14 protein-coding genes are annotated in these 18,676 nt (G+C 73.3%); 6 read left to right on the plus strand and 8 right to left on the minus strand.

What is annotated here, in order from left to right; all coding sequences use genetic code 11:
- The first annotated feature begins 3 nt into the window (after positions 1–3).
- On the plus strand, positions 4–3,015 hold the full coding sequence (locus AW271_RS03310; RefSeq protein ID WP_062331449.1) for an AfsR/SARP family transcriptional regulator: 3,012 nt from the start codon (positions 4–6) through the stop codon (positions 3,013–3,015).
- Positions 3,016–3,019: 4 nt separating this feature from the next.
- On the opposite strand, the gene AW271_RS03315 is transcribed toward AW271_RS03310, so the two are convergent.
- The 3 genes from AW271_RS03315 to AW271_RS03325 form a co-directional block, all read right to left on the minus strand.
- Entirely contained in the window at positions 3,020–4,333 is a 1,314-nt protein-coding gene (locus AW271_RS03315; protein ID WP_062331452.1) for a phytase, read from the minus strand.
- A gap of 35 nt (positions 4,334–4,368) precedes the next feature.
- Positions 4,369–4,896 carry a DUF305 domain-containing protein gene (locus AW271_RS03320; protein ID WP_062331455.1) on the minus strand — a complete coding sequence of 176 codons (528 nt, stop codon included), beginning with the start codon at positions 4,894–4,896 and terminating at the stop codon, positions 4,369–4,371.
- A gap of 80 nt (positions 4,897–4,976) precedes the next feature.
- The gene (locus tag AW271_RS03325) at positions 4,977–5,726 is read right to left on the minus strand and encodes a lytic polysaccharide monooxygenase (RefSeq protein ID WP_062331458.1); all 750 of its coding nucleotides are present in this window, start codon (positions 5,724–5,726) and stop codon (positions 4,977–4,979) included.
- A 164-nt stretch (positions 5,727–5,890) separates the two neighbouring features.
- Here AW271_RS03325 and AW271_RS03330 point away from each other — a divergent pair, with 164 nt between their 5' ends.
- Together AW271_RS03330 and AW271_RS03335 are read left to right on the plus strand one after the other, a co-directional pair.
- Complete coding sequence (locus AW271_RS03330) at positions 5,891–6,238, plus strand: MmcQ/YjbR family DNA-binding protein (RefSeq protein ID WP_062331462.1); 348 nt, start codon at positions 5,891–5,893, stop codon at positions 6,236–6,238.
- Positions 6,235–7,041, plus strand: coding sequence for an aldo/keto reductase (locus AW271_RS03335; protein WP_062331464.1), 807 nt, complete (start codon positions 6,235–6,237; stop codon positions 7,039–7,041). The genes AW271_RS03330 and AW271_RS03335 overlap by 4 nt, the downstream gene beginning before the upstream one ends.
- Here the strand turns inward: AW271_RS03335 and AW271_RS03340 are convergent.
- Positions 7,020–7,658 (minus strand): TetR/AcrR family transcriptional regulator, encoded by a 639-nt coding sequence (locus tag AW271_RS03340; RefSeq protein WP_062331468.1) that lies wholly within the window; start codon positions 7,656–7,658, stop codon positions 7,020–7,022. The genes AW271_RS03335 and AW271_RS03340 overlap by 22 nt on opposite strands.
- A gap of 166 nt (positions 7,659–7,824) precedes the next feature.
- Between AW271_RS03340 and AW271_RS03345 the strand changes: the two genes are divergently transcribed.
- A complete protein-coding gene (locus AW271_RS03345) occupies positions 7,825–9,306 on the plus strand; it encodes a TLP1 C-terminal extension domain-containing protein (protein WP_062331471.1) in 1,482 nt (493 codons plus the stop codon).
- On the opposite strand, the gene AW271_RS42775 is transcribed toward AW271_RS03345, so the two are convergent.
- The 3 genes from AW271_RS42775 to AW271_RS42150 form a co-directional block, all read right to left on the minus strand.
- A complete protein-coding gene (locus AW271_RS42775; RefSeq protein ID WP_062331474.1) occupies positions 9,303–12,059 on the minus strand; it encodes a helix-turn-helix transcriptional regulator in 2,757 nt (918 codons plus the stop codon). The genes AW271_RS03345 and AW271_RS42775 overlap by 4 nt on opposite strands.
- Before the next feature lie 101 nt (positions 12,060–12,160).
- Positions 12,161–14,272, minus strand: a complete 2,112-nt coding sequence (gene recD2, locus AW271_RS03355) for an SF1B family DNA helicase RecD2 (protein WP_062331477.1) — start codon at positions 14,270–14,272, stop codon at positions 12,161–12,163.
- A gap of 36 nt (positions 14,273–14,308) precedes the next feature.
- The gene (locus tag AW271_RS42150) at positions 14,309–16,243 is read right to left on the minus strand and encodes a fibronectin type III domain-containing protein (RefSeq protein ID WP_062331480.1); all 1,935 of its coding nucleotides are present in this window, start codon (positions 16,241–16,243) and stop codon (positions 14,309–14,311) included.
- A 306-nt stretch (positions 16,244–16,549) separates the two neighbouring features.
- On the opposite strand from AW271_RS42150, the gene AW271_RS03365 reads away from it, so the two are divergent.
- Positions 16,550–16,969, plus strand: a complete 420-nt coding sequence (locus AW271_RS03365) for a hypothetical protein (protein ID WP_062331484.1) — start codon at positions 16,550–16,552, stop codon at positions 16,967–16,969.
- Positions 16,966–17,292, plus strand: a complete 327-nt coding sequence (locus AW271_RS03370) for a winged helix-turn-helix domain-containing protein (protein ID WP_062331487.1) — start codon at positions 16,966–16,968, stop codon at positions 17,290–17,292. Before AW271_RS03365 ends, AW271_RS03370 begins: the two co-directional genes overlap by 4 nt.
- Here the strand turns inward: AW271_RS03370 and AW271_RS03375 are convergent.
- Positions 17,268–18,647: a sensor histidine kinase gene (locus AW271_RS03375; protein WP_062331491.1), complete on the minus strand. Its 1,380-nt coding sequence runs from the start codon at positions 18,645–18,647 to the stop codon at positions 17,268–17,270. The genes AW271_RS03370 and AW271_RS03375 overlap by 25 nt on opposite strands.
- Between the last annotated feature and the right edge of the window lie 29 nt (positions 18,648–18,676).

The raw sequence follows: 18,676 nt of genomic DNA on the forward strand, positions 1-18,676 counted from the left end.
CTGATGGAATTCGCCGTCCTGGGGCCGCTCCGCGTGTCGGACGACGCCGGGGTGCTGACGCTGAGCGCCGGCAAACAGTGCGTCATGCTCGCCGAACTGCTCTGCCGCGCCAATCGCCCGGTGTCCGCCGACACCCTGGTCGAAGCGCTCTGGGGGCACCGTCCGCCCCGCACCGCCAGCGACAACCTGCGCCTGTACGCGCACCAGCTGCGCCGCGTGCTCGGCCCCGACCGGGTCACCCGCACGGGCACCGGCTGGATGCTCACCGTCCATCCGGGGGAGCTCGACGCCGAGGTGTTCGAGACCCTGGCCGGGCAGGGGCGCGCCCTGCTGGCCGCCGGCGACTGCGAAGCGGCGTCCCCGGTGCTCGCGCGGGCGCTGGAGTTGTGGCGCGGCCCCGCCTACGACGGCCTCAACGTCACTGACGGACTGCGCGACCACGCGCGCCGCCTGGAGGAGGAGCGCCTCGGCGCGCTGGAGAACCGCATCGACGCCGACCTCGCGCGCGGCCTGTCGTCGGCGCTGGTGCCGGAGCTGACCGCGCTCGTCGACGAGCAGCCGCTGCGCGAGCACCCGCGCGCCCAGCTGATGACGGCCCTGGCCCGGTCGGGCCGGCAGGCCGAGGCGCTGGCCGTCTTCCACGACGCCCGCCGGGTGTTCGCCACCGAGCTCGGCCTCGACCCCGGCGACGAACTGCGCGACCTGCACCAGGCGATCCTCACCGGCACCCTCCCGGACGAGCCGGGCCCGCCGCCCCCGCCGCCGAGGGAGGCCACCCCCGCGCAGCTCCCGGCCGACATCTCCGACTTCACCGGCCGCGACGAGCAGCTCGGCCGGATCACCACCCTGCTGGGCGGCGCCCCGCCCGCCGGCCCCGGGCACGTCCGGGTGTGCGTGATCGCCGGCATGGGCGGGGTCGGCAAGACGACGCTGGCCGTGCACGCCGCCCACCGCCTCGCCGGCGACTACCCCGACGGCCAGCTCCACGTGAACCTGCACGGCGTCGAGCCGTCGCCCGCCGACCCCGGGCAGGTGCTGGCCTCGTTCCTGACCGCGCTCGGCGTGCCCCGGACCGCGATGCCGGAGACCACGGAGGAGCGCGCCGCCTACTTCCGCAGCCAGGTCGCCGACCGCCGCATGCTGATCGTGCTCGACAACGCCGCCTCCGAGCGGCAGGTGCGCCCGCTGCTGCCCGGCTCGTCGGGCTGCGCGGTCGTCGTGACGAGCCGGACCCGGCTGACCGGCCTGTCCGGCGCGACGCTCATCGAGTTGTCGGTGCTGCTGCCCGCCCAGGCGGTGCAGCTGCTCTCGCGGATCGCCGGGGCCGGGCGGGTGGCCGCCGAACCCGAGGCCGCCGCCGAGATCGCCCGCCTGTCCGACCGCATCCCGCTGGCCGTCCGGGTCGCCGGGGCGCGGCTCGCGGTGCGCCCCAACTGGCCGCTCAAACGGCTGGCCGGCCAGCTCACCGACGAGCGGCGGCGGCTCGACCAGTTCGCCACCGGCGACCTGGCGGTGCGGGCCAGCCTGGCGCTCAGCTACCTCGGCCTCGACCCGATCACCCGCCGGGCCTTCCGGCTGCTCGGCGCCCTCGACGCCCCCGACTTCGCCGCCTGGACCGCCGCCGCCCTGCTCGACCTGCCGCTGTCGGCGGGCGAGGAACTCGTCGAGTCCCTGGTCGACCGCCAGCTCCTGCTCATCAGCGGCGCCGACGCGGCCGGGCAGTCGCGCTACCGCTTCCACGACCTGGTGCGCCTGTACGCCCGCGAGCGCGGCGCCCTGGAGGACGACGACGCCGCCGTGCTGGCCGCGCTGGGCCGCGCCTTCGGCGGCTGGCTGGCCTTGGCCGAACGCGCCACCGAGAAGGTGCACGGCACCTCGCTGGCCATCATCCACGGCGACGCCCCCCGCTGGCGGCCGCCGGAGGAGGAGCCCGCGGAGCCGTGGGAGCCGCTGGCCGACCACGACCCGCTCGCCTGGTTCGACGGCGAACGGGCCGCGCTGGTCGCGGCCGTGCGGCAGGCGTGCGGGCTGGGCCTGGTCGGGATCGCCTGGGACACCGCCTGCTCCCTGGAGCGCTACCTCGACGTGCGCGGCCGGTTCGACGACTGGCGCATCATGCACGAACCGCTGCTGGAGGCGTGCCGGGAGGCCGGCGACCGGCTCGGCGAGGCGACCGTGCTGCGCGGCCTCATCTCGGCGACGAGCTGGATGGACAACGAGGCCATGGCCGCCCACTACGACGGCGCCGGGCAGCTCATCGCCCTGTTCACCGAGGTCGGCGAGGACCGGGGGCTGGCCGACGCCTACGTGATGCGGGCCTGGGGCCAGGCCGCCCGGGGGGCGCTGGCCCTGGGCCTCGAATCGGGCCGGACCGCGCTGCGCCTGGCCGAGGGGGCCGGCCACCTGAGCGGCCAGGCCCGCGCCCACGTCTGCATGGCCGTCACGTACGGCCTGTCGGATCTCGACATGGCGATCGTGCACCTGCACCAGGGCCTGGAGCTGGCCGAACGGGTCGGCAACGCGCGCTTCGAGGCGACCGCCCTGCAGTTCCTCGGCCTGGCCCACGCCCACCTGCGCCAGTACGAACAGGGCATGGCCTACCTGAGCCGCGCCATGGCCGACCGCCGCTTCGGCGACGCCCTCGTGGACGCCACCGGCATGGTCGCCCTGGCCCGCCTCTACGCCGTGGCGGGCGACCCGAGGGCACGCGGCGCGGCCGAGGCCGCCGAGGAGTTGTGCCGCAACCACCGGCTGGCCCACCACCGCGCCGACGCGTTGTGGGTGCTCGGCGAGGTCGACCTGGCCGAGGGCCTGGTCGACGACGCCGTCGCCCATCTGGAGGAGTCGGTGCGCCTGTGGCGGGTGCGCGGCTGGCAGGCGTTCATCGCCGCCGCCCTGGCCAGCCTCGCCGAGGCGTACGCGGCGGCGGGCCGGACGGAGGAGGAGGAACGCGCCCGCGAGGAGGCCGAGACGCTCAAGGAGAAGGGCCGCGAGCAGATCGGCCTCCCGGGCTGAACCGTCAGAAGCGCGGGTCGTTGCCCGGCTTCGTGCTGACCTTCAGCTTCAGGGCGCGGGCCACGTCGCCCCACGACACGTACGAGAAGTTGGTCGCGTCGCGCTCCTCGTCCACGTTCGCGCCCGTGTCGGGCTCGTCGTGGGTGACCAGGAGGCCCTTGGTGTACTTCCCGACCGGGCGGTTGGTCACGGTGAGGCCGTCGGAGCCGTTGACGTCGTCCGCGCCCTTGACGCCCTTGACCCGGAAGGTGCCCAGCGCCTTGTTCCCGCCCTGGCGGTCGTAGACGGTGAAGGTGTCGTCGCCCTGGCTGGAGACGATCACGTAGCCGCTCGCGCCGCCCGCGTAGTAGAGGTCGACGCCCTCCGCGTCGGCGGTCAGGCGGTCGCCGCCGAAGCCCGAGGCGTTCGGGTCGACCGGCGCGCACTCCTCGGTCTCCTCGTCGTAGACGTCCTCGATGCCGAAGTCCTTGACCTTGTCGACGAGGGTCGGCTGCTTCGCGCCGAGGGGCAGCGGCACCCGCCACAGGCCGACGTCCTCCTGGGCGGCGTACAACACCCCCGAACGCTGGTCGACGGCCAGGCCCTCGAAGTGGGGGAGCACGCCCGGCTCCTCACAGGGCTTCCAGGTCTTCCCGTTCGGGAGCGGGAACTCCGACGGCATGGTGAGCTTCTCGACGGAGGAGTAGCCGAGGCGGCCGTCCTTCTCCACGATCCGGGCGGTCGCCAGGGTCGTCGCGCCCTCCTGGGTGACGACCGCGTAGGCCGTGCCCGGCGCGGGCTGCCAGACGGCCAGGCCGTAGGCGGTGTGCTCCTCCTCGACCGTCTCCCGGTCGGGGCTGAACAGGAACTCCTGGTCGGGCGCGGTCACCTCGCGCAGCGGCTCGGCCGCCGACGGGTCGATGGCGAAGAAGCGGATCTGGTCGTTGTAGCGGTCGGACACCACCGCGACGTCGACCTTCCGGCCGCCGAGCCGGATGCCGTAGGCGATGTCGACGTTGTTGTAACGGCCCTCGACGCCGTCCTCGCGCGGGGCCTTGGCGGCCTTCAGCGACTGGATCTGGCGCGACTTCAGGTCGTAGACGCGCAGGCCGCCCTCCTTGGCGGTCACGATCACGATCGACTTGGCGGAGTCGTGCGGGTGGACCCAGATCGCCGGGTCGTCGCCGGAGGCGTTGCCGCCCTGCTCGTCGTCGTAGAGGACCGGGGTCTCGTTGTCGGTCGTCACGACCTTGGGGCCCTCCGCCGAGGCGGGGACGGCGGACAGCAGGACGGTGGCGAGGACGCCGACGGCGAGCGCGGCCTTGGGGGTGCTATTCACGCGTGCGAGGCTGCCGGACCAATCTGTCGGGCAGGTTAACGCTGCGGTGCGGCCAGGAGCCGGAGCATCTCCTGGATCTGCGCGCCGCGCGACTCCTCGATGCGCTTGGCCAGATCCTTCGTCGAGGCGTCCAGGCCCGTCTTCACCTCGGTGCGGGCCATGTCGACGGCGTTGTGCTGGTGACCGGCGAGCAGGTTCAGGAAGTTCACGTCGAACTGGTCGGCCGGCGCCTTCTCCAGCGACAGGATGTCGGAGGGACGGGTCTCGTGCAGGCCGCCGTGGGCGTCGTGGGAGCCCGGGGGCGCCTCCATCGGCTGCTCCCACCGGGTCAGCCGGGTCGTCATGGTCTTCGCCTCGTCCGACTGGACGGCCCGGATCGCCGACGCCAGGGCCCGCACCTCGGGGCGCGCGGCCCGCTCCTCCGCGATCGTCGCCATCTGGATGCCCTGCTCGTGGTGCGGGATCATCATCTGCAGGAACATCACGTCGGCGGCGTTGAACGCGGGCTCGGCCGGGGAGGAACATCCGGCCACGAGGGCGAGGACGATTGCCAGACGCTTCATGGCTCCCTCATTGTTGGTCGGAGCCGGCACGGCGCGCGGACTGCGCCGTGCCGGCGGTCTTCAGGTGAGGTCACGCGTCACTACACGCGGGCCCAGAGCGCGGGCACGTTCGGCGGCTCCCAGCCGGCGAGCGAGGTGTGCGCCTGGAGGCAGCGGTAGGTCGCGCCGCCGTAGGTCACGGTCGACCCGGTGGCGTAGTAGGTGCCGGTGCGCCACGTGCCGCCCGCCGGGGGCGGGGTGACGGTGGGCGTGGGCGACGGGGGACGGGGGGTCACGGTCGGCGTCGGGGACGGCTGCGGGTTGGGGTTGCCGCCGCCACCGCCGATCTGGAGGTCGACGCAGCTGTAGAAGGCCATCGGGGTGTCGGCGATGTTCCAGATCGCCAGCAGGCGCTGACGTCCGGAGAAGCCGCCGAGGTTGACGTTGTGCGAGACCGTCGCACCCGGCTGGCGTCCGCCGTCGTTGAAGACGGCGACCCGGGTGTTGCCGATGTAGTACTCCCACGTGCTGGTCGCGTGGCGGGCGGTCAGGATCCAGTTGAACGTCACGTTCTGCCCGACCGACGTGGCCGGCCAGGGCTTGCTCTCGTCGCTCAGCTGGGCGAACTGCGAGAGACCGCCGTGACAGTTGCGCTGGCCCTTGGGGCCCTCGACCGACTGCGGCTCGTAGATGATCGGGCCGCAGTTGGCGACCCGGCCCTGGGCGCAGTTCGCCTGCCGGCTCGGCGGCGAGGAGATGTAGCCGTGGGCCTGGGCCGGACCGGTGAGCACGACCAGAGTCGACGCCACGGCGGCTAGGGCCGTGACGATCGACAAGATCGTTTTCCTCATGTGAAGCACTCCTTCCTGGGGGGCTTCCGAGCAATGTAAAAGAAAGTTTCCTAAGAGTAAATGGTGTAAGGGGCCTCCTGTCAGGGCCGTGGTCAACTACGTCATTTAGTTGTCGGTACACCCAGATACGGTGCCCTGGACGCTCGCGTTCAAGGAGGTTTCCGATGGTCGGAGTCGACGACGTACGCCGGGTCGCGCTGGCCCTGCCACGCACCACCGAGCACCTGATCCGCGACCGGGTCAAGTTCCGGGTCGGTCGGATCGTCTACGTCGCCTTCTCGCGCGACGAGACCACGATGGGCTTCGGCTACCCCAAGGAGGAGCGCGCCGCCCTGGTCGCGGCCGAGCCCGGCGTCTTCTTCCTGCCGGGGCCGGCCGACATGCGCTACCAGTGGGTGGAGTGCCGGCTCGACCGCCTCGACCCCGGGCGCATGCGCGAGCTGGTCGTCGACGCCTGGCAGATGTGCGTCCCCAAGAAAGTGGCCCGCGAACACCTGGGAGATCCGTCATGACCGTCCCCACCGGCACGATCGGCTTCGGCGCGATGCGGCTGGCCGACGCCGGCATCTGGCACGGCCCCGCCGACCGCCCGGCCGCCGTCGCGCTGCTGCGGAAGGCCGCCGAACTGGGCGTGCCGCTGATCGACACCGCCGACGCCTACGCCCTCGGCGACAACGAGAGCCTCATCGCCGAGGCGCTGCACCCCTACCCCGACGGGCTGATCGTGGCGACCAAGGCGGGGGAGGCGCGGCCCTCGCCCGGCGAGTGGGTGCCGGTCGGCCACCCCGCCTACCTGCGGCAGCAGGCCGAGCTCAGCCTGCGGCGGCTGCGCACCGACCACATCCCGCTGTTCTACCTGCACCGGATCGACCCGCTCGTCGCCCTCGACGACCAGCTCGGGGCCCTCGTCGGGCTGCGGGAAGAAGGCAAGATCGGGGCCATCGGCCTGTCGGAGGTGAGCGTCAGGGAACTCGAGGCCGCGTTGCGGATCACCGACATCGCGGCGGTGCAGAACGCGTACAACGCGGGAGACCGCACCCACGAGGCGATGGTCGAGCGCACTGCCGAGCTGGGCATCGCGTTCGTGCCGTTCTACCCGATCGCCTCGTCGCACCCGGGGGTGAAGGAGGTCGCCGCCGAGCTCGGGGCGACGACGTCGCAGGTGTCGCTGGCGTGGCTGCTCCGGCGGTCGCCGAACATGCTGCCCATCCCGGGCACGACGTCGGAGGTCCACCTCACGGAGAACGTGCGCGCCGCCGACCTGGTGCTCACCGACGAGCAGTTCGACCGGATTCAGTCGGTCACCGGGGGATAGAGCGCGGTCGCGGCCGTCAGGACGAAGTCGATCAGCCGGTCGGCGTAGGCGGGGGCCTGGGCGCGCATGTCCTCGCGGAGCTCCTCCGGCGTGGCCAGCACGTGCTGGAGCACCGCGCCGAGCAGCGTGTCGAGGATCAGCGTGGGCGACGCCCCCGGGCCGAGCTCGCCCCGGACGATGGCGCGGCGGATCATCTGCCGCGCCTCCAGCACCCGCGACTTCCTGATCACGCCCGTCACCGGGGAGAACAACTCGGGGTAGGCCCGCGCCTCGACGTGCAGCCGCAGTCCCGCCAGGCCGTAGGGGCCCAGGTAGTGGGCCAGCATCGCGCCGATGAGTTCCCGCAGGTCCTGGCGCAGGGTGCCGGTGTCGATGTCGAACGACGGCACCACCAGCGCCGACTCGATGGCGTCGGCGATGAGTTTCTCGCGGCTGGGCCAGCGCCGGTAGAGCGCCGCCTTGCCGATGCCGGCCCGGCGGGCGACCGCGTCGAGGGTGAACTTCGCCCAGCCCAGCTCGGCGTACAGGGCCAGCGCGGCTCTGAGGGCCTTCCGGTCGACCTGGGCGTCCCGCGGACGGCCGGGTCCCGGGACGGGCAGGCCGGGGTCGGTGCTCACAAGGTCAGCAGGCTAACCGCGCGGCTCGCGGCCGAACCCGGTTCGCGGGGGGCTGTCGCCGAGCAGTCGGGCCGGTGAGATGAACGGCGTTTCAGTCAAATTGACGATTCCGCTGGTCACCAGTGACGTCAGGGCGTGAGGCCCAGGTTGATACGTTGATGATGATATGAACGATCACCGCACCCCCGTCCTCGTCGGGGCCGGGCAGGTCTCCGAACGCCTCGGCGACCCCGGCTACCGGGCCCGCTCACCCGTCGACCTGGCCGCCGGGGCCGCCGCCCTGGCGCTCGCCGGCGTCGACCCCCGCGAGATCGACGTGATCGCGGCGGTACGGCAGTTCGAGATCTCCACCCCGCGGGCGGTGGCCCTGCTCGGCCGGTCGGACAACTTCCCCCGCTCGGTCGCCCGCCGCGTCGGCGCCGACCCGGCCCGCGCGATCCTCGACGTCACCGGCGGTCAGTCGCCGCAGCGCCTCGTGACCGAACTGGCCGCCGCCATCGCGGCGGGGGAGTCGGCGGCCGCCCTGGTGGTCGGCGCGGAGGCCATCTCCACCGTCGCCCACCTGATCGGGCGTGCCGACCGGCCCGACTTCACCGAGCACACGCCGGGCGGCCTGGAGGACCGGGGGCACGGCCTCGACGGCCTCGTCGACGCGGAACTCGACCGCCACGGCCTGCGGGGCGCGCCCGCCCAGTACGCCCTCTTCGAGAACGCCCGCCGGGCCCGCCTGGGCCAGACCCGCGAGGTGTACGCCCACGGCATGGGCGCCCTGTTCGCCCCCTTCACCCGGGTCGCCGCCGCCAACCCGCACGCCGCCGCCCCAACGGAACGCACCGCAGAAGAGCTGGTCACGGTGTCGGAACGGAACCGGGTGATCGCCGACCCCTACACCCGCTACGTGGTGGCCAGGGAGAAGGTGAACCAGGGCGCGGCCGTGCTGCTGACGTCGGTGGCGACCGCGCGCCGCCTGGGCATCCCGTCGGGCCGGTGGGTGTACGTCCACGGCCACGCCGACGTCCGCGACCAGGACCTTCTCCACCGCCCCGACCTGAGCCGCGGCCCCGCCGCCGTGCTGGCCGTGACCGACGCCCTCGCCCAGGCGGGCGCGACCCCCGCCGACGTCGCCGCCGCCGACCTCTACAGCTGCTTCCCGATCGCGGTCACCAACGTCACCGACACGATCCCGCTGACCTGCCCGCTCACCCTGACCGGCGGCCTCCCGTTCTTCGGCGGCCCCGGCAACGCCTACTCCCTGCACGCCATCGCCGAGGCCGTGGCCTTCTGCCGCGCCCACCCCGGCGACCTGGCCCTGGTCGGCGCGAACGGCGGCCTGCTGAGCAAATACTCCGCCGGCCTGTACGCCACCACCCCCGCCCCCTGGCGCGAGCAGTCCGACCTGCAGGGTCAGGTCGACGCCTGGCCGAAGGTCCCCACCGCCACCGAGGCCGACGGCCCGGCGACGATCGAGACGTACACGATCAGGCACAGCCGGGACGGCCGCCGGACCGGAATCGTCCTGGCCCGCCTCGACGACGGCCGCCGCTTCGTCGCCACGGCCGACCCGGCCCTGCTGACGACCGGGGAGCCGATCGGCGCCCGCGTCGTCGCCCGCGCGTCGAGCGAGGGCAACAGGGTGACCGCCGCCTAGCCGAGGGCCGTGGTCAGGTCGGCCCGGTTCGACACGCCCAGTTTCCGGTAGACGTTCGACAGGTGGACCTCGACCGCCTTCGGGGTGACGAACAGCGTCTGGGCGATCTCGCGGTTGCCCGCCCCTTCTCCGGCGAGCGCCGCGACCCGGCGTTCGCTCGGGGTCAGGCTGGCGGCGCCCGTCTGGGTCAGCGGGCGGGGCCGCGCGCCCAGGGCGCGCAGCTTCACGGTCGCCTCCTCCACCAGCGGCCCCGCGCCGCAGCGGAACGCGAGTTCGCGGCCCCGGGACACCATCGGGGCCGAGTCGCCGAGGGCGACCAGCGTCTTGGCGTGCTCCAGCCGGGCCGGCGACAGCGCCAGCACCTCGGACGACTCCTCCAGCAGCGCCCGCGACCCGGTCACCGTGCCGGCCACCCGCAGCGCCCGGCCGAGCGCCGGGGCCGAGCCCCACGCCCGCGCCAGCGCCAGTTCCTCCCGGGCGTAGTCGGCGGCCAGGTCGCGCCGGCCCTGGCCGCACAGCGCGAGCGCGGCCTCCGACCGCCACGGCACCACGGCGGGGTTGCGGCCGCCGAAGGCCGCGTACCCGGCCCCGGCCCTGACGGCGGCGGCGCGGGCCTCGTCGAAGCGGCCGCGCGCCCGGTGGATCCGGGCCCGCGCGAACTCCAGGTGGTGGGGCGGGCCCGAGCGCGGCGCGGTCGCGACGTCGTGGAAGTGGGCGAGCACGGCCTCGGCCTCCTCGGGCCCGCGCTGCTCCAGGACCGCCTCGGCCAGCCAGCCGACGCTCTGGCCGACGGTCACCTCGCTGTGGGTGAGCCGGGCGGTCCGCACGGCCTCCCGCAGGTCGTTCTCGGCTTCGGCCAGGTCGCCGCGCAGCAGCCAGCAGCCGCCCCGGATGTGGGTGTGCAGGCCGAGCAGCGCCAGCGACCCCTGCGCCAGCGACGTCTCGACGGCCGCGCTCGCGCCCGCGAGGCCCTCGTCGAGGTCGCCGAACGGCAACACGCTGTAGGAGGGCGCGAGCGAGCGGCCCCGGATCTCGGGGGAGTCGTTGGGGTCGGCGGGGTCGACCGGCCGCGCCGCCAGGCTCGCGACCGCCCGGCGGGCCAGGCCGAGGCCGCGCGGGTCGCCGGTGTGCAGGTCGTAGACGGCCAGGGTGCCGTCGAGGCTGGCCGCCGCGATGGTGCCGGTGCGGGGGAGGGTGTGCAGGCGGTCGACCTCCTCGGGGGTGAGGGGCGGCGCCGAGCCGGTCGACGGCCCGGCGACGACGATGGTCTGCAGGCGGCGGCACAGGTCGTCGAGGCCGGGAGGCAGCGCGCCGAGCAGGCCGGTGGCCAGTTCGGTGGCCTGGGCGCCGCGACCGGCGTACACGAGGGCGAGGCCGGTCAGCACCGTCAGCCTGACCCGGGTCGCGAGGTCGGGCTCCAGCGCCAGCGCGCCCGACAGGTGGCCGACGGCGAGGTCGTGGTCGAAGCGCAGCGCCGCCAGGCCCGCCTCGATCTCCAGCTCGACGCGTTCGGGGCCGGGCGGCAGGGCGGTCAGGGCGTGCCGGAGGTAGGCGTGCGCGGCCTGCGGCGCGCCCCGCGACAGGGCGTCGGCCCCGGCCTCGCGGAGCGTCCCGGTCATCGCGGCGTCGACGGGGGTGACCCGCAGCAGGTGGGCGGCCACCTTCTCGGCCCCGGCCCCGGCCGCGCGCAGGCACGCGGCCGCGCGGGCGTGCGCCTCGGCGGCCCGGCCGTGGTCCATCCGCTCGTGCACGGCCGCGCCCACCAGCGGGTGGACGAAGTCGTAGCCCCGCAGCCCGGCGCAGACGAGGTCGGCGCGTTCCAGCGCCGCGATCGCGCCCTTGACCTCCAGGACGGGCGCGCCCGTCAGCGTGGCCAGGTTCGCCGTCGTCGCGTGCGGCCCGAGCACCGCCACCGCCTCGGCCACCCGCGTGTGCCCCTCGGGCAGCGCCGCCAGCTCCAGCCCGACCCGCCGGGTCAGCGCCCGCGCGCCCAGCTCCCGCAGCCGCCCCGCGTTCGCGGCCGTCGGCGCGGTGCCGGTCGTGACCAGCGCCCGGGACGCCTCGCTGACCAGCAGCGGGACCCCGCCGGTCGCCTCGGCGCAGGCGCGGGCGAACGCCTCGTCGGGCGACCGGCCGGTGACGCCGCCGAGCACCGCCGCCACCCCGCCGGGGGTCAGCGGCGGCAGCGGCAGCCGCTCGGCCTCGGTGAGCACGACGTCGAGCAGCCCGCCGTCGGACTCGGGCCGCGACCCGGCGGCCACCAGCAGCGGCAGCCCGTCGACGCGCGGCAGCAGGTAGGCCAGGAACCGCAACGACGCCTCGTCGGCCCAGTGCAGGTCGTCGACGAGCAGGACGGCGGGACCGCTCTCGCAGACGTTCGCGACCAGCCAGAACAGCCCGTTCAGCACGGTGTGGTCGCCCGGCGGCTCCCCGGGGGCCCCGAGCACCGCCGACGCGGCGGCGGCCGGCCCGGCCAGCAGCCGCTCCCGGTCGGCGGCCCGCGCGACGACGGGTTCGAGCAGCTGCCGCACCACGCCGAACGCGTAGGTGCGCTCCAGCCGCGACGCCCGCGCCGACAACACCCGGTGCCCGTCGGGCACGGCGGCGCGCACGGCGGCCAGCAGCCGGCTCTTGCCCGCGCCCGGCCCGCCGTCGACGACGACGAACCGCCCGGCCCCGGAGGCCAGCGCGCGCAGATGGCCGTCGAACGCGGCCAGCTGCCGCTCACGCTCGACGAGAGGTGTGTCGATCACGCGGGCATGGTCTCCGAATCGGGAGCCGCCGTCTATGCCGGATGTCACGTTCGGGCCGCCGCGTTCTTTCTCCGGGGTCCGCGCCGGCCGGCCACCCCCGGTCAGGCGTTCAGTCTTCGGGCCAGCCCGGTGTTCCTGGCGGTGCCCAGCTGGTGGACGGCCTGTTCGAGGGCGTCGCGGTGGCCCACCAGCACCACCCACGACTTCGCCCGGGTCACCAGCGTGTAGAGCAGCCGCCGCCGCAACATGACGCCGCCCGACTCGGCCACCAGCGGCGCGACCACGAACGGGTATTCGCTGCCCTGCGCCCGGTGGACGCTGATCGCGTAGGCGTGGGTGAGGTCGTCGAGCTCGTCGAAGCCGTAGCCGACCTCGCGTCCGTCGTCGACCCGCAGCGCGGCGACGCGGCCGGGCAGGTCGATCGCGGTGATCGTGGCCGTCTCGCCGTTGAAGACGCCCTTGTCGTAGTTGTTGCGCACCGGCATGACCCGGTCGCCCACCCGGAACACCTCGGGACCCGACCAGAACTCGGCCACCCCGTCGCGGGCCGGGTTGCGCCGCTCCTGCAGCAACCGCCCGATCTCGACCGTGCCGGTCACCCCGCGCCGCATCGGGCAGAGCACCTGCACCTGGTCGGGCGGCACCCCCTGCTTGCGCGGGATGCCCTCGGTCGCCAGCTCGACCACCCGGTCGGCGACCAGCTCGGGATCGCCCGCCTCCTCGAACCAGAACCCGCCCCGCCCCGGCAGCTCGGGCAGGTTCCCCGACCGGATCAGGTGGGCCGCCCGCACGATCCCGCTGCCCTCGGCCTGCCGGAACACGTGGGTCAGCCGCACCCTGGGGACGCCGGGCACCTTCAGCACGTCGGCCAGCACGTTGCCCGGGCCGATGCTGGGCAGCTGGTCGGTGTCGCCCACCAGCAGCAGGTGGCCGCCGTCGGGGATCGCCGCCGTCAGCCGCACCGCCAGGTGGAGGTCGAGCATCGACGCCTCGTCGACCACGACCAGGTCGGCCCTGGCCGGGGCCTCGGCGAACAGGGTGGTGCCGTCGTCGTCGGGGGCCATCAGCATGCGGTGGACGGTCATCGCCGGCAGGCCGGTCAGCTCCGACAGCCGCTTGGCCGCCTTCCCGGTGGGCGCGGCCAGCGTCACCGTGCCGCCCATGGCCCGGACCGCCCGTGCGATCGACCGCACGGTGTGGCTCTTGCCGCAGCCCGGACCGCCGGTCAGCACGGTCACCTGGCAGGTCAGCGCCAGCGTCACGGCCGCCCGCTGGTCGTCGTGGAGGGAGGAGTCTTCGTCGTAGTGGCGCATCGGCATGCCCGATTTGGCCGACATGAGGCGCTGGAGGTGCCCGGCCAGCGCGACCTCGCGGCTGTGCAGCTCCTTTTCGTACACGACGACCCTGCCGGGTTGTTCCCCCGCCTCGACCACCACGCGGCGTTCGGCGGTCAGCGCGTCGACCATGGTGCGGACCAGCTCGGGATCCTGCTCGACCAGCTCGGCCGTCTGGGCCAGCAGCGCGGGCATCGCCAGGTGACAGTGGCCACCCCGGGCGGCGGCCGATTCGAGGCGGTCGAGGATCGCCGCCTTGATCCGCTGCGGGCTGCGTTCCGGTACGCCCGACCGCAGGGCGATGCGGTCGGCGACGTGGAACCCGACCCCGCGCACCCGCCCTATCAGGCGGTAGGGGTCGGTCGTGACGAGCTCCTGGCTGTCGGAGCCGAACGCCTGGTAGATCTTGGCCGCCAGCAGCGGGGAGACCCCGAACCCCTGGAGGGTCACCATGAGGGCGGCGACCGCCTTCTGGTCGAGCCACGCCTCGACGATCTGGGCCCGCCGCTGCGGGCCGATGTTGATCACCTCGGTCAGCCGGTCGGGCTCGGCGTCGATCACGGTCAGGGTGTCCGCGCCGAAGTGCCCGACGATCGCCGCCGCCAGCCGCGGGCCGATGCCCCGGATCAGCCCCGACCCCAGGTAGGCCTGGATGGCCGGGATCGTCGCCGGGGTCACCCGCTCGCACGACTCCGCCGCGAACCTGCGCCCGTGGCGGGGATGGTCGGACCACGCCCCGGTGAGCCTGAGGGTCTCGCCGGGCTGCACGCCCGCCAGCACACGACCGGCGGCGACGAAACCGCCGCCGCCGTCGCTCATCCGCGCGACCGTGTATTCGTCGTCGCGGACGAACACCAGCCGCTCGACCGTCGCCTCCACGGGCGCCACTTTAGGAGCACCCGGCGACAGTTCTCGTTACGCGGTCACGATGTCGAACTGCTCCCAGCCGCCGATGGCCGCCCGGTTGGCGATCAGCGCGGCCGCGCCGTTGTTCTCGGCGCAGACGTACTGGTTGTTGGCCTGCGCGCGGAGGCTGACGGAGCCGTTCGGGTTCTGCACCACCGTGAACGTCTCCCAGGGGCCGACGGCCGCCCGGTTGGCGATCAGTGGCGCGGCGCCCGCGTTCTCGGCGCAGACGTACTGGTTGTTCGAGCGGGCCCGCAGCGCGATCTGGCCGCCCGCCAGGGTGACACGCTCGAACTGCTGGGCGGCGCCGATGGTGGTGGCGTTGGCGATGAGGTTCTGCCCGGCGTTGGCGGTGACGTACCTGCTGTTGACGCGGGCCCGCAGGGCGACGTAGGCGGTGGTCTGCGGCAGCGTTGTGGCCGACACCCCGCCCGAGGGCGCCGAGGCGTTCCCGGCCGCGTCGCGGGCGACGACGGTGAAGGTGTAGGCGGTGTTCGGGGTCAGGCCGGTCACCGTGAACGTCGTGGCCGAGGTCGTGCCGGCCGCCGTGCCGCCCCGGTTGACCTGGTAGGACGCCACCCCGACGTTGTCGGTCGAGGCCGCCCACGACAGGGTGACCGAGGTCGCCGTCCGGTTGGTCACCACCAGGTTGGCGGGCACCGAGGGGGCCTGGGTGTCGCCGCCCGACGACGCCACCGGCGGGGTCGGCCGGGTCGCGGTGAGCGCGATCTGGCCCTTCAGCATGCGGCCGCCGTCGCCGGTCAGGCGCAGGTAGTAGTCGCTGGAACAGAAGGTGCCGTCTTCGTCGAGCGACAGGATGCCCGACCCGGCGGGCACGGTGGCCTGCGTCTCGGTGGTCTTGGCGATCTGGTTGCCCTCGTTGTACTCGTCGAACATCGAGATGTAGATGCCGTGGGAGCCCGCGCGGATGGTGTTGTAGAACATGCGCCACATGAAGTCGCCGTGGGCGCGGGCCCGCGACTGCAGGTCGCCGGGCATGACGCACGGCTGGTAGTCGATGCCGTTGGCGTTGCAGTCGGCCACGTCGGGCACGACGTTGTTGGCGTAGAAGTTGTCGAGGCCCGAGATGGTGTGGGTGCGGCCGACCATCCACGGCGAGATCATGTTGAACGCCCGGTAGACCTCGCCGAAGCCGCTGCGGGAGTCGTTGACGCCCTGCCGCCAGTAGGTCGGCACGCCGCCGATGACGTAGCAGCCCTGGGCCTTGAACCAGTTGATCACTTCGAGGCAGGGCGCCGGGGGGAAGGGGCGGCCGGGGTCGTTGAAGCCGAAGCCCCAGATGCAGACGACGGGCTTGCCGTTCTGCTTGGCGTACATCGGGCTCTGCGTGTAGGCCGACATCTTGGTGGTCCAGTCGGTCTTGATCTCCGACTGGAAGTTCGTCCAGCTGGTGACGTCGTACATGATGTAGAACTTGCGGCCGAAGGCCTCGGCGGCCTGCCGGACCTTGGCGGTGATGCCGTCGCGGATCGGCCCTTCGGCCCCGAACGGGTTGAAGCGCTGCAGCGCCGCGGTGTCGCAGTTGTAGTCGCGCATCCAGCGGAAGTGGGTGTCGATCGTCTGCTGGTCCCACGACGAGAACAGGTTGGCGGTCTGGCCGTTGTTCAGGTTCTGGTAGAGCGTCGGGTAGGTGCGCGTGTAGTCGCGGATGTCCGGCCACGACACGATCGTGTTGTTCGAGGGCGAGGGCGGCACGGTGTTGTCGGCACCGCTCCAGTGCCACCACCGGTCGATGGGCGACCCGTCGCCACGGCAGGCGAACCAGCCCTGGTATCCGACGGTGATCTTCCCCACCACGTCACCGGGCGGGCTCGCCGCGTGCGCCGGGCTGGAGAGCGCGGACAGCACACCGGTCGAGGACACCGCGGCGAGGGCGGAGCCGGTCATGGCGGAGGTCATGAACCCCCGGCGGGAGACGGCCACGTGGGACTCCTTCGGTCTGGCGGAGGGAAGGGCGCGTCGCGGTGTTATCGCCGCGTAACATCGGACGGCTCGGCGTCATCTTGACAGCCGTCGACACACGAACGCAACATTCGGCAGCCTTTTGGAAACTTCTGGATGAAAGCTCGGTAAGACTCCGCAGGTCAGGGTGCCATGGTGGACCGATCCAGGTTGTCGAGTTCTGTAAAGAACCCTTCGACTGACTCGAAAAGATCGGATCTCTAGCTACTCACTTGAATGGGAGTTGAGTACTTGGTAGCGTTTGAGTACCGGAACGGAGGAGGAGTTGTGGAACTGTCCGCTGGCGCCGCTCTCGACGAGGTGCGCAGGGTCGGGGAAGAGGTGCGCAAGACGCGCCGGGCCTACGGCGCGGTCCTGCTGGCCCTGGGCCTGGCGTCCGGCCCCTACTGGTGGGCCATGCTGCTCGGCCCCGACTGGGCCGGCTACGTCGCGGGCGCGGTCTGGATCGCCCTGGTGATCTGGATGCTGGTCCTGCCGCGGCGGTCCGGCCAGCGCGGGCGGATCAACACGCCCTGGGTCTCCCGCCTCACGCTGCTGGGCGGGGTGACGTTCCTCGCGCCGATGCTGGTCGCGACCGGTCTCAAGATCGCCGGTGTGGAGAGCGCGACCTGGCTGGTGGCGGCGTTGTGCCTGATCTCGGGCCTGCCGATGATCTACGCCGGCTGGCGGCTGCGGAGCAGCCGGTGAACGCGGCCCGGCCGCCGCAGGAGCACACCCACCCGCGCCACGACCTCGACGACCTCATCCACGCCCCCGTGCGCCTGTCGATCATGGCCGCGCTGGCGGCGGCCGACCAGGCCGACTTCCGCTTCCTCAAGGAGACCATCGAGGTCAGCGACTCGTTGTTGTCCAAACACCTGCTGGCGCTCGAAGAGGCGGGCTACGTCAACGCGACCAAGGCGTTCGAGGGCAAACGCCCCCGCACCTGGTTGTCGCTGACCGACCAGGGCCGCGCGGCGTTCGGCAGATACATGGACGTGCTCCGTCAGATCATCGGGGAACCCTCCTGAGCCGACGGCGGGATGTGCAGGGGCAGACGCAGAACCATGCACGCGCCCCGATCCGCTTCCTCGACGGCGAGCGAACCCTGGTGGGCCTGGGCGATCTCACGGCAGATGGCTAGGCCGAGGCCGGTGCCGCCGGGATCCAGCTCGCGCGATTCCGGCAACCGCGCGAACCGTTCGAAGACCAGCTCACGATATTCCGGGGGGATGCCGGCGCCGTCGTCCGCGACCGCCAGCACCCCGGTGCCCTCCTCGCCCCTGACCGCGACGGTGACGCGGGTGGCGGCGTGCCGCTGGGCGTTGTCCAGCAGGTTCGCCAGCAGCCGGGCGATCAGCAGCCGGTCGCAGAAGACGATCACGTCCGGCGCCAGGCCGGTCTCGATCGGCACCCGGCCGGGCAGGCGGCGCTCGATCTCGCGTCTGGCCAGCAGGCCCAGATCGGCGGGCGCCTGCGGAGGCAGCCGGTCGCCGCCCAGGCGGGCCAGGGTGAGGATGTCCTCGGCCAGCGCGTGCTGGCGTTCGATGTCGTTCAGCAGTTCCCGGGCCGTGCGCGGCCAGTCCACGCCGGGATCCGTCAGCGCCTCCTCCAGCCGCAGCCGGGCCGCGGTGATGGGGGCGCGCAGGTCGTGGGAGACGTCGGAGGTGAACCGGCGCTCCCGCTCGATGGCCTCCTCCAGGTGGTGCAGGGTGCGGTTCGCGGTCGTCGCCAGATAGCGGATCTCATCGTGGTGGGCCGGTACGGGCACCCGGCGACCGGGGCGTCTCTCGGTGATCTCGGCGAGTTCGGAGGTGATGGCCACCACGGGACGCAGCGCGCGGCCGACGAGGAAGTCGGTGCCCACCGCCACCAGGATCAGCCAGATCAGCGCCCCGGCGATGAGGATGGCCGCGAACGCGCCGCCGCCGTACCACGGGTGGACCGGCTCACCTCCGTAGACGATCAGCGGGCCGCCCGGGGCGGTGATCCACATCGCCGCCACGATCAGGCACTGATCGGGGAAGACGGGCACGTCGCAGACCACCCGGTCCATCGCCCCCGGCCGCCGCGGCGGGGCGAAGCCGGCCATCCGCGGCTGACCTTCCATCTGGGCGTTGGCCGACAGGATCGTGCCGGCCGCGTCCACCACCTGCATCGCGGCCGGCCCCTGGTCGGGCAGTGTGGGCGGCACCACCGCGGCGTCGGCCAGCTGGTGCAACACCCGCAGGTCGGCCGAGTACACCTCGCGGAGCTGGTCGGACATCCTCGACTGGTGGTTGCTGTCGAGGACGAACCCCACGGTCACGGCACAGGCCAGCGTGGCCGCCGCCGTCGCCCAGATCGTCAGCCGCAACCGCACCGACCACTGCCGGGGAGGCTTCATCCCGGCCGGTCCGTGAGGCGCTCATCCCG

The organism is Herbidospora sakaeratensis (assembly GCF_001570525.1).
GTDB classification, from domain to species: Bacteria; Actinomycetota; Actinomycetes; order Streptosporangiales; family Streptosporangiaceae; genus Herbidospora; species Herbidospora sakaeratensis.

Bases quoted from the DNA above. Each gene is read 5' to 3' on its own strand.
- AW271_RS03310 (WP_062331449.1), top strand. From the start codon at position 4: ATGGAATTCGCCGTCCTGGGGCCGCTCCGCGTGTCGGACGACGCCGGG.
- AW271_RS03320 (WP_062331455.1), bottom strand. From the start codon at position 4,896: ATGAAGCGTCTGGCAATCGTCCTCGCCCTCGTGGCCGGATGTTCCTCC.
- AW271_RS03325 (WP_062331458.1), bottom strand. From the start codon at position 5,726: ATGAGGAAAACGATCTTGTCGATCGTCACGGCCCTAGCCGCCGTGGCG.
- AW271_RS03330 (WP_062331462.1), top strand. From the start codon at position 5,891: ATGGTCGGAGTCGACGACGTACGCCGGGTCGCGCTGGCCCTGCCACGC.
- AW271_RS03335 (WP_062331464.1), top strand. From the start codon at position 6,235: ATGACCGTCCCCACCGGCACGATCGGCTTCGGCGCGATGCGGCTGGCC.
- AW271_RS03345 (WP_062331471.1), top strand. From the start codon at position 7,825: ATGAACGATCACCGCACCCCCGTCCTCGTCGGGGCCGGGCAGGTCTCC.
- AW271_RS03375 (WP_062331491.1), bottom strand. From the start codon at position 18,647: ATGAAGCCTCCCCGGCAGTGGTCGGTGCGGTTGCGGCTGACGATCTGG.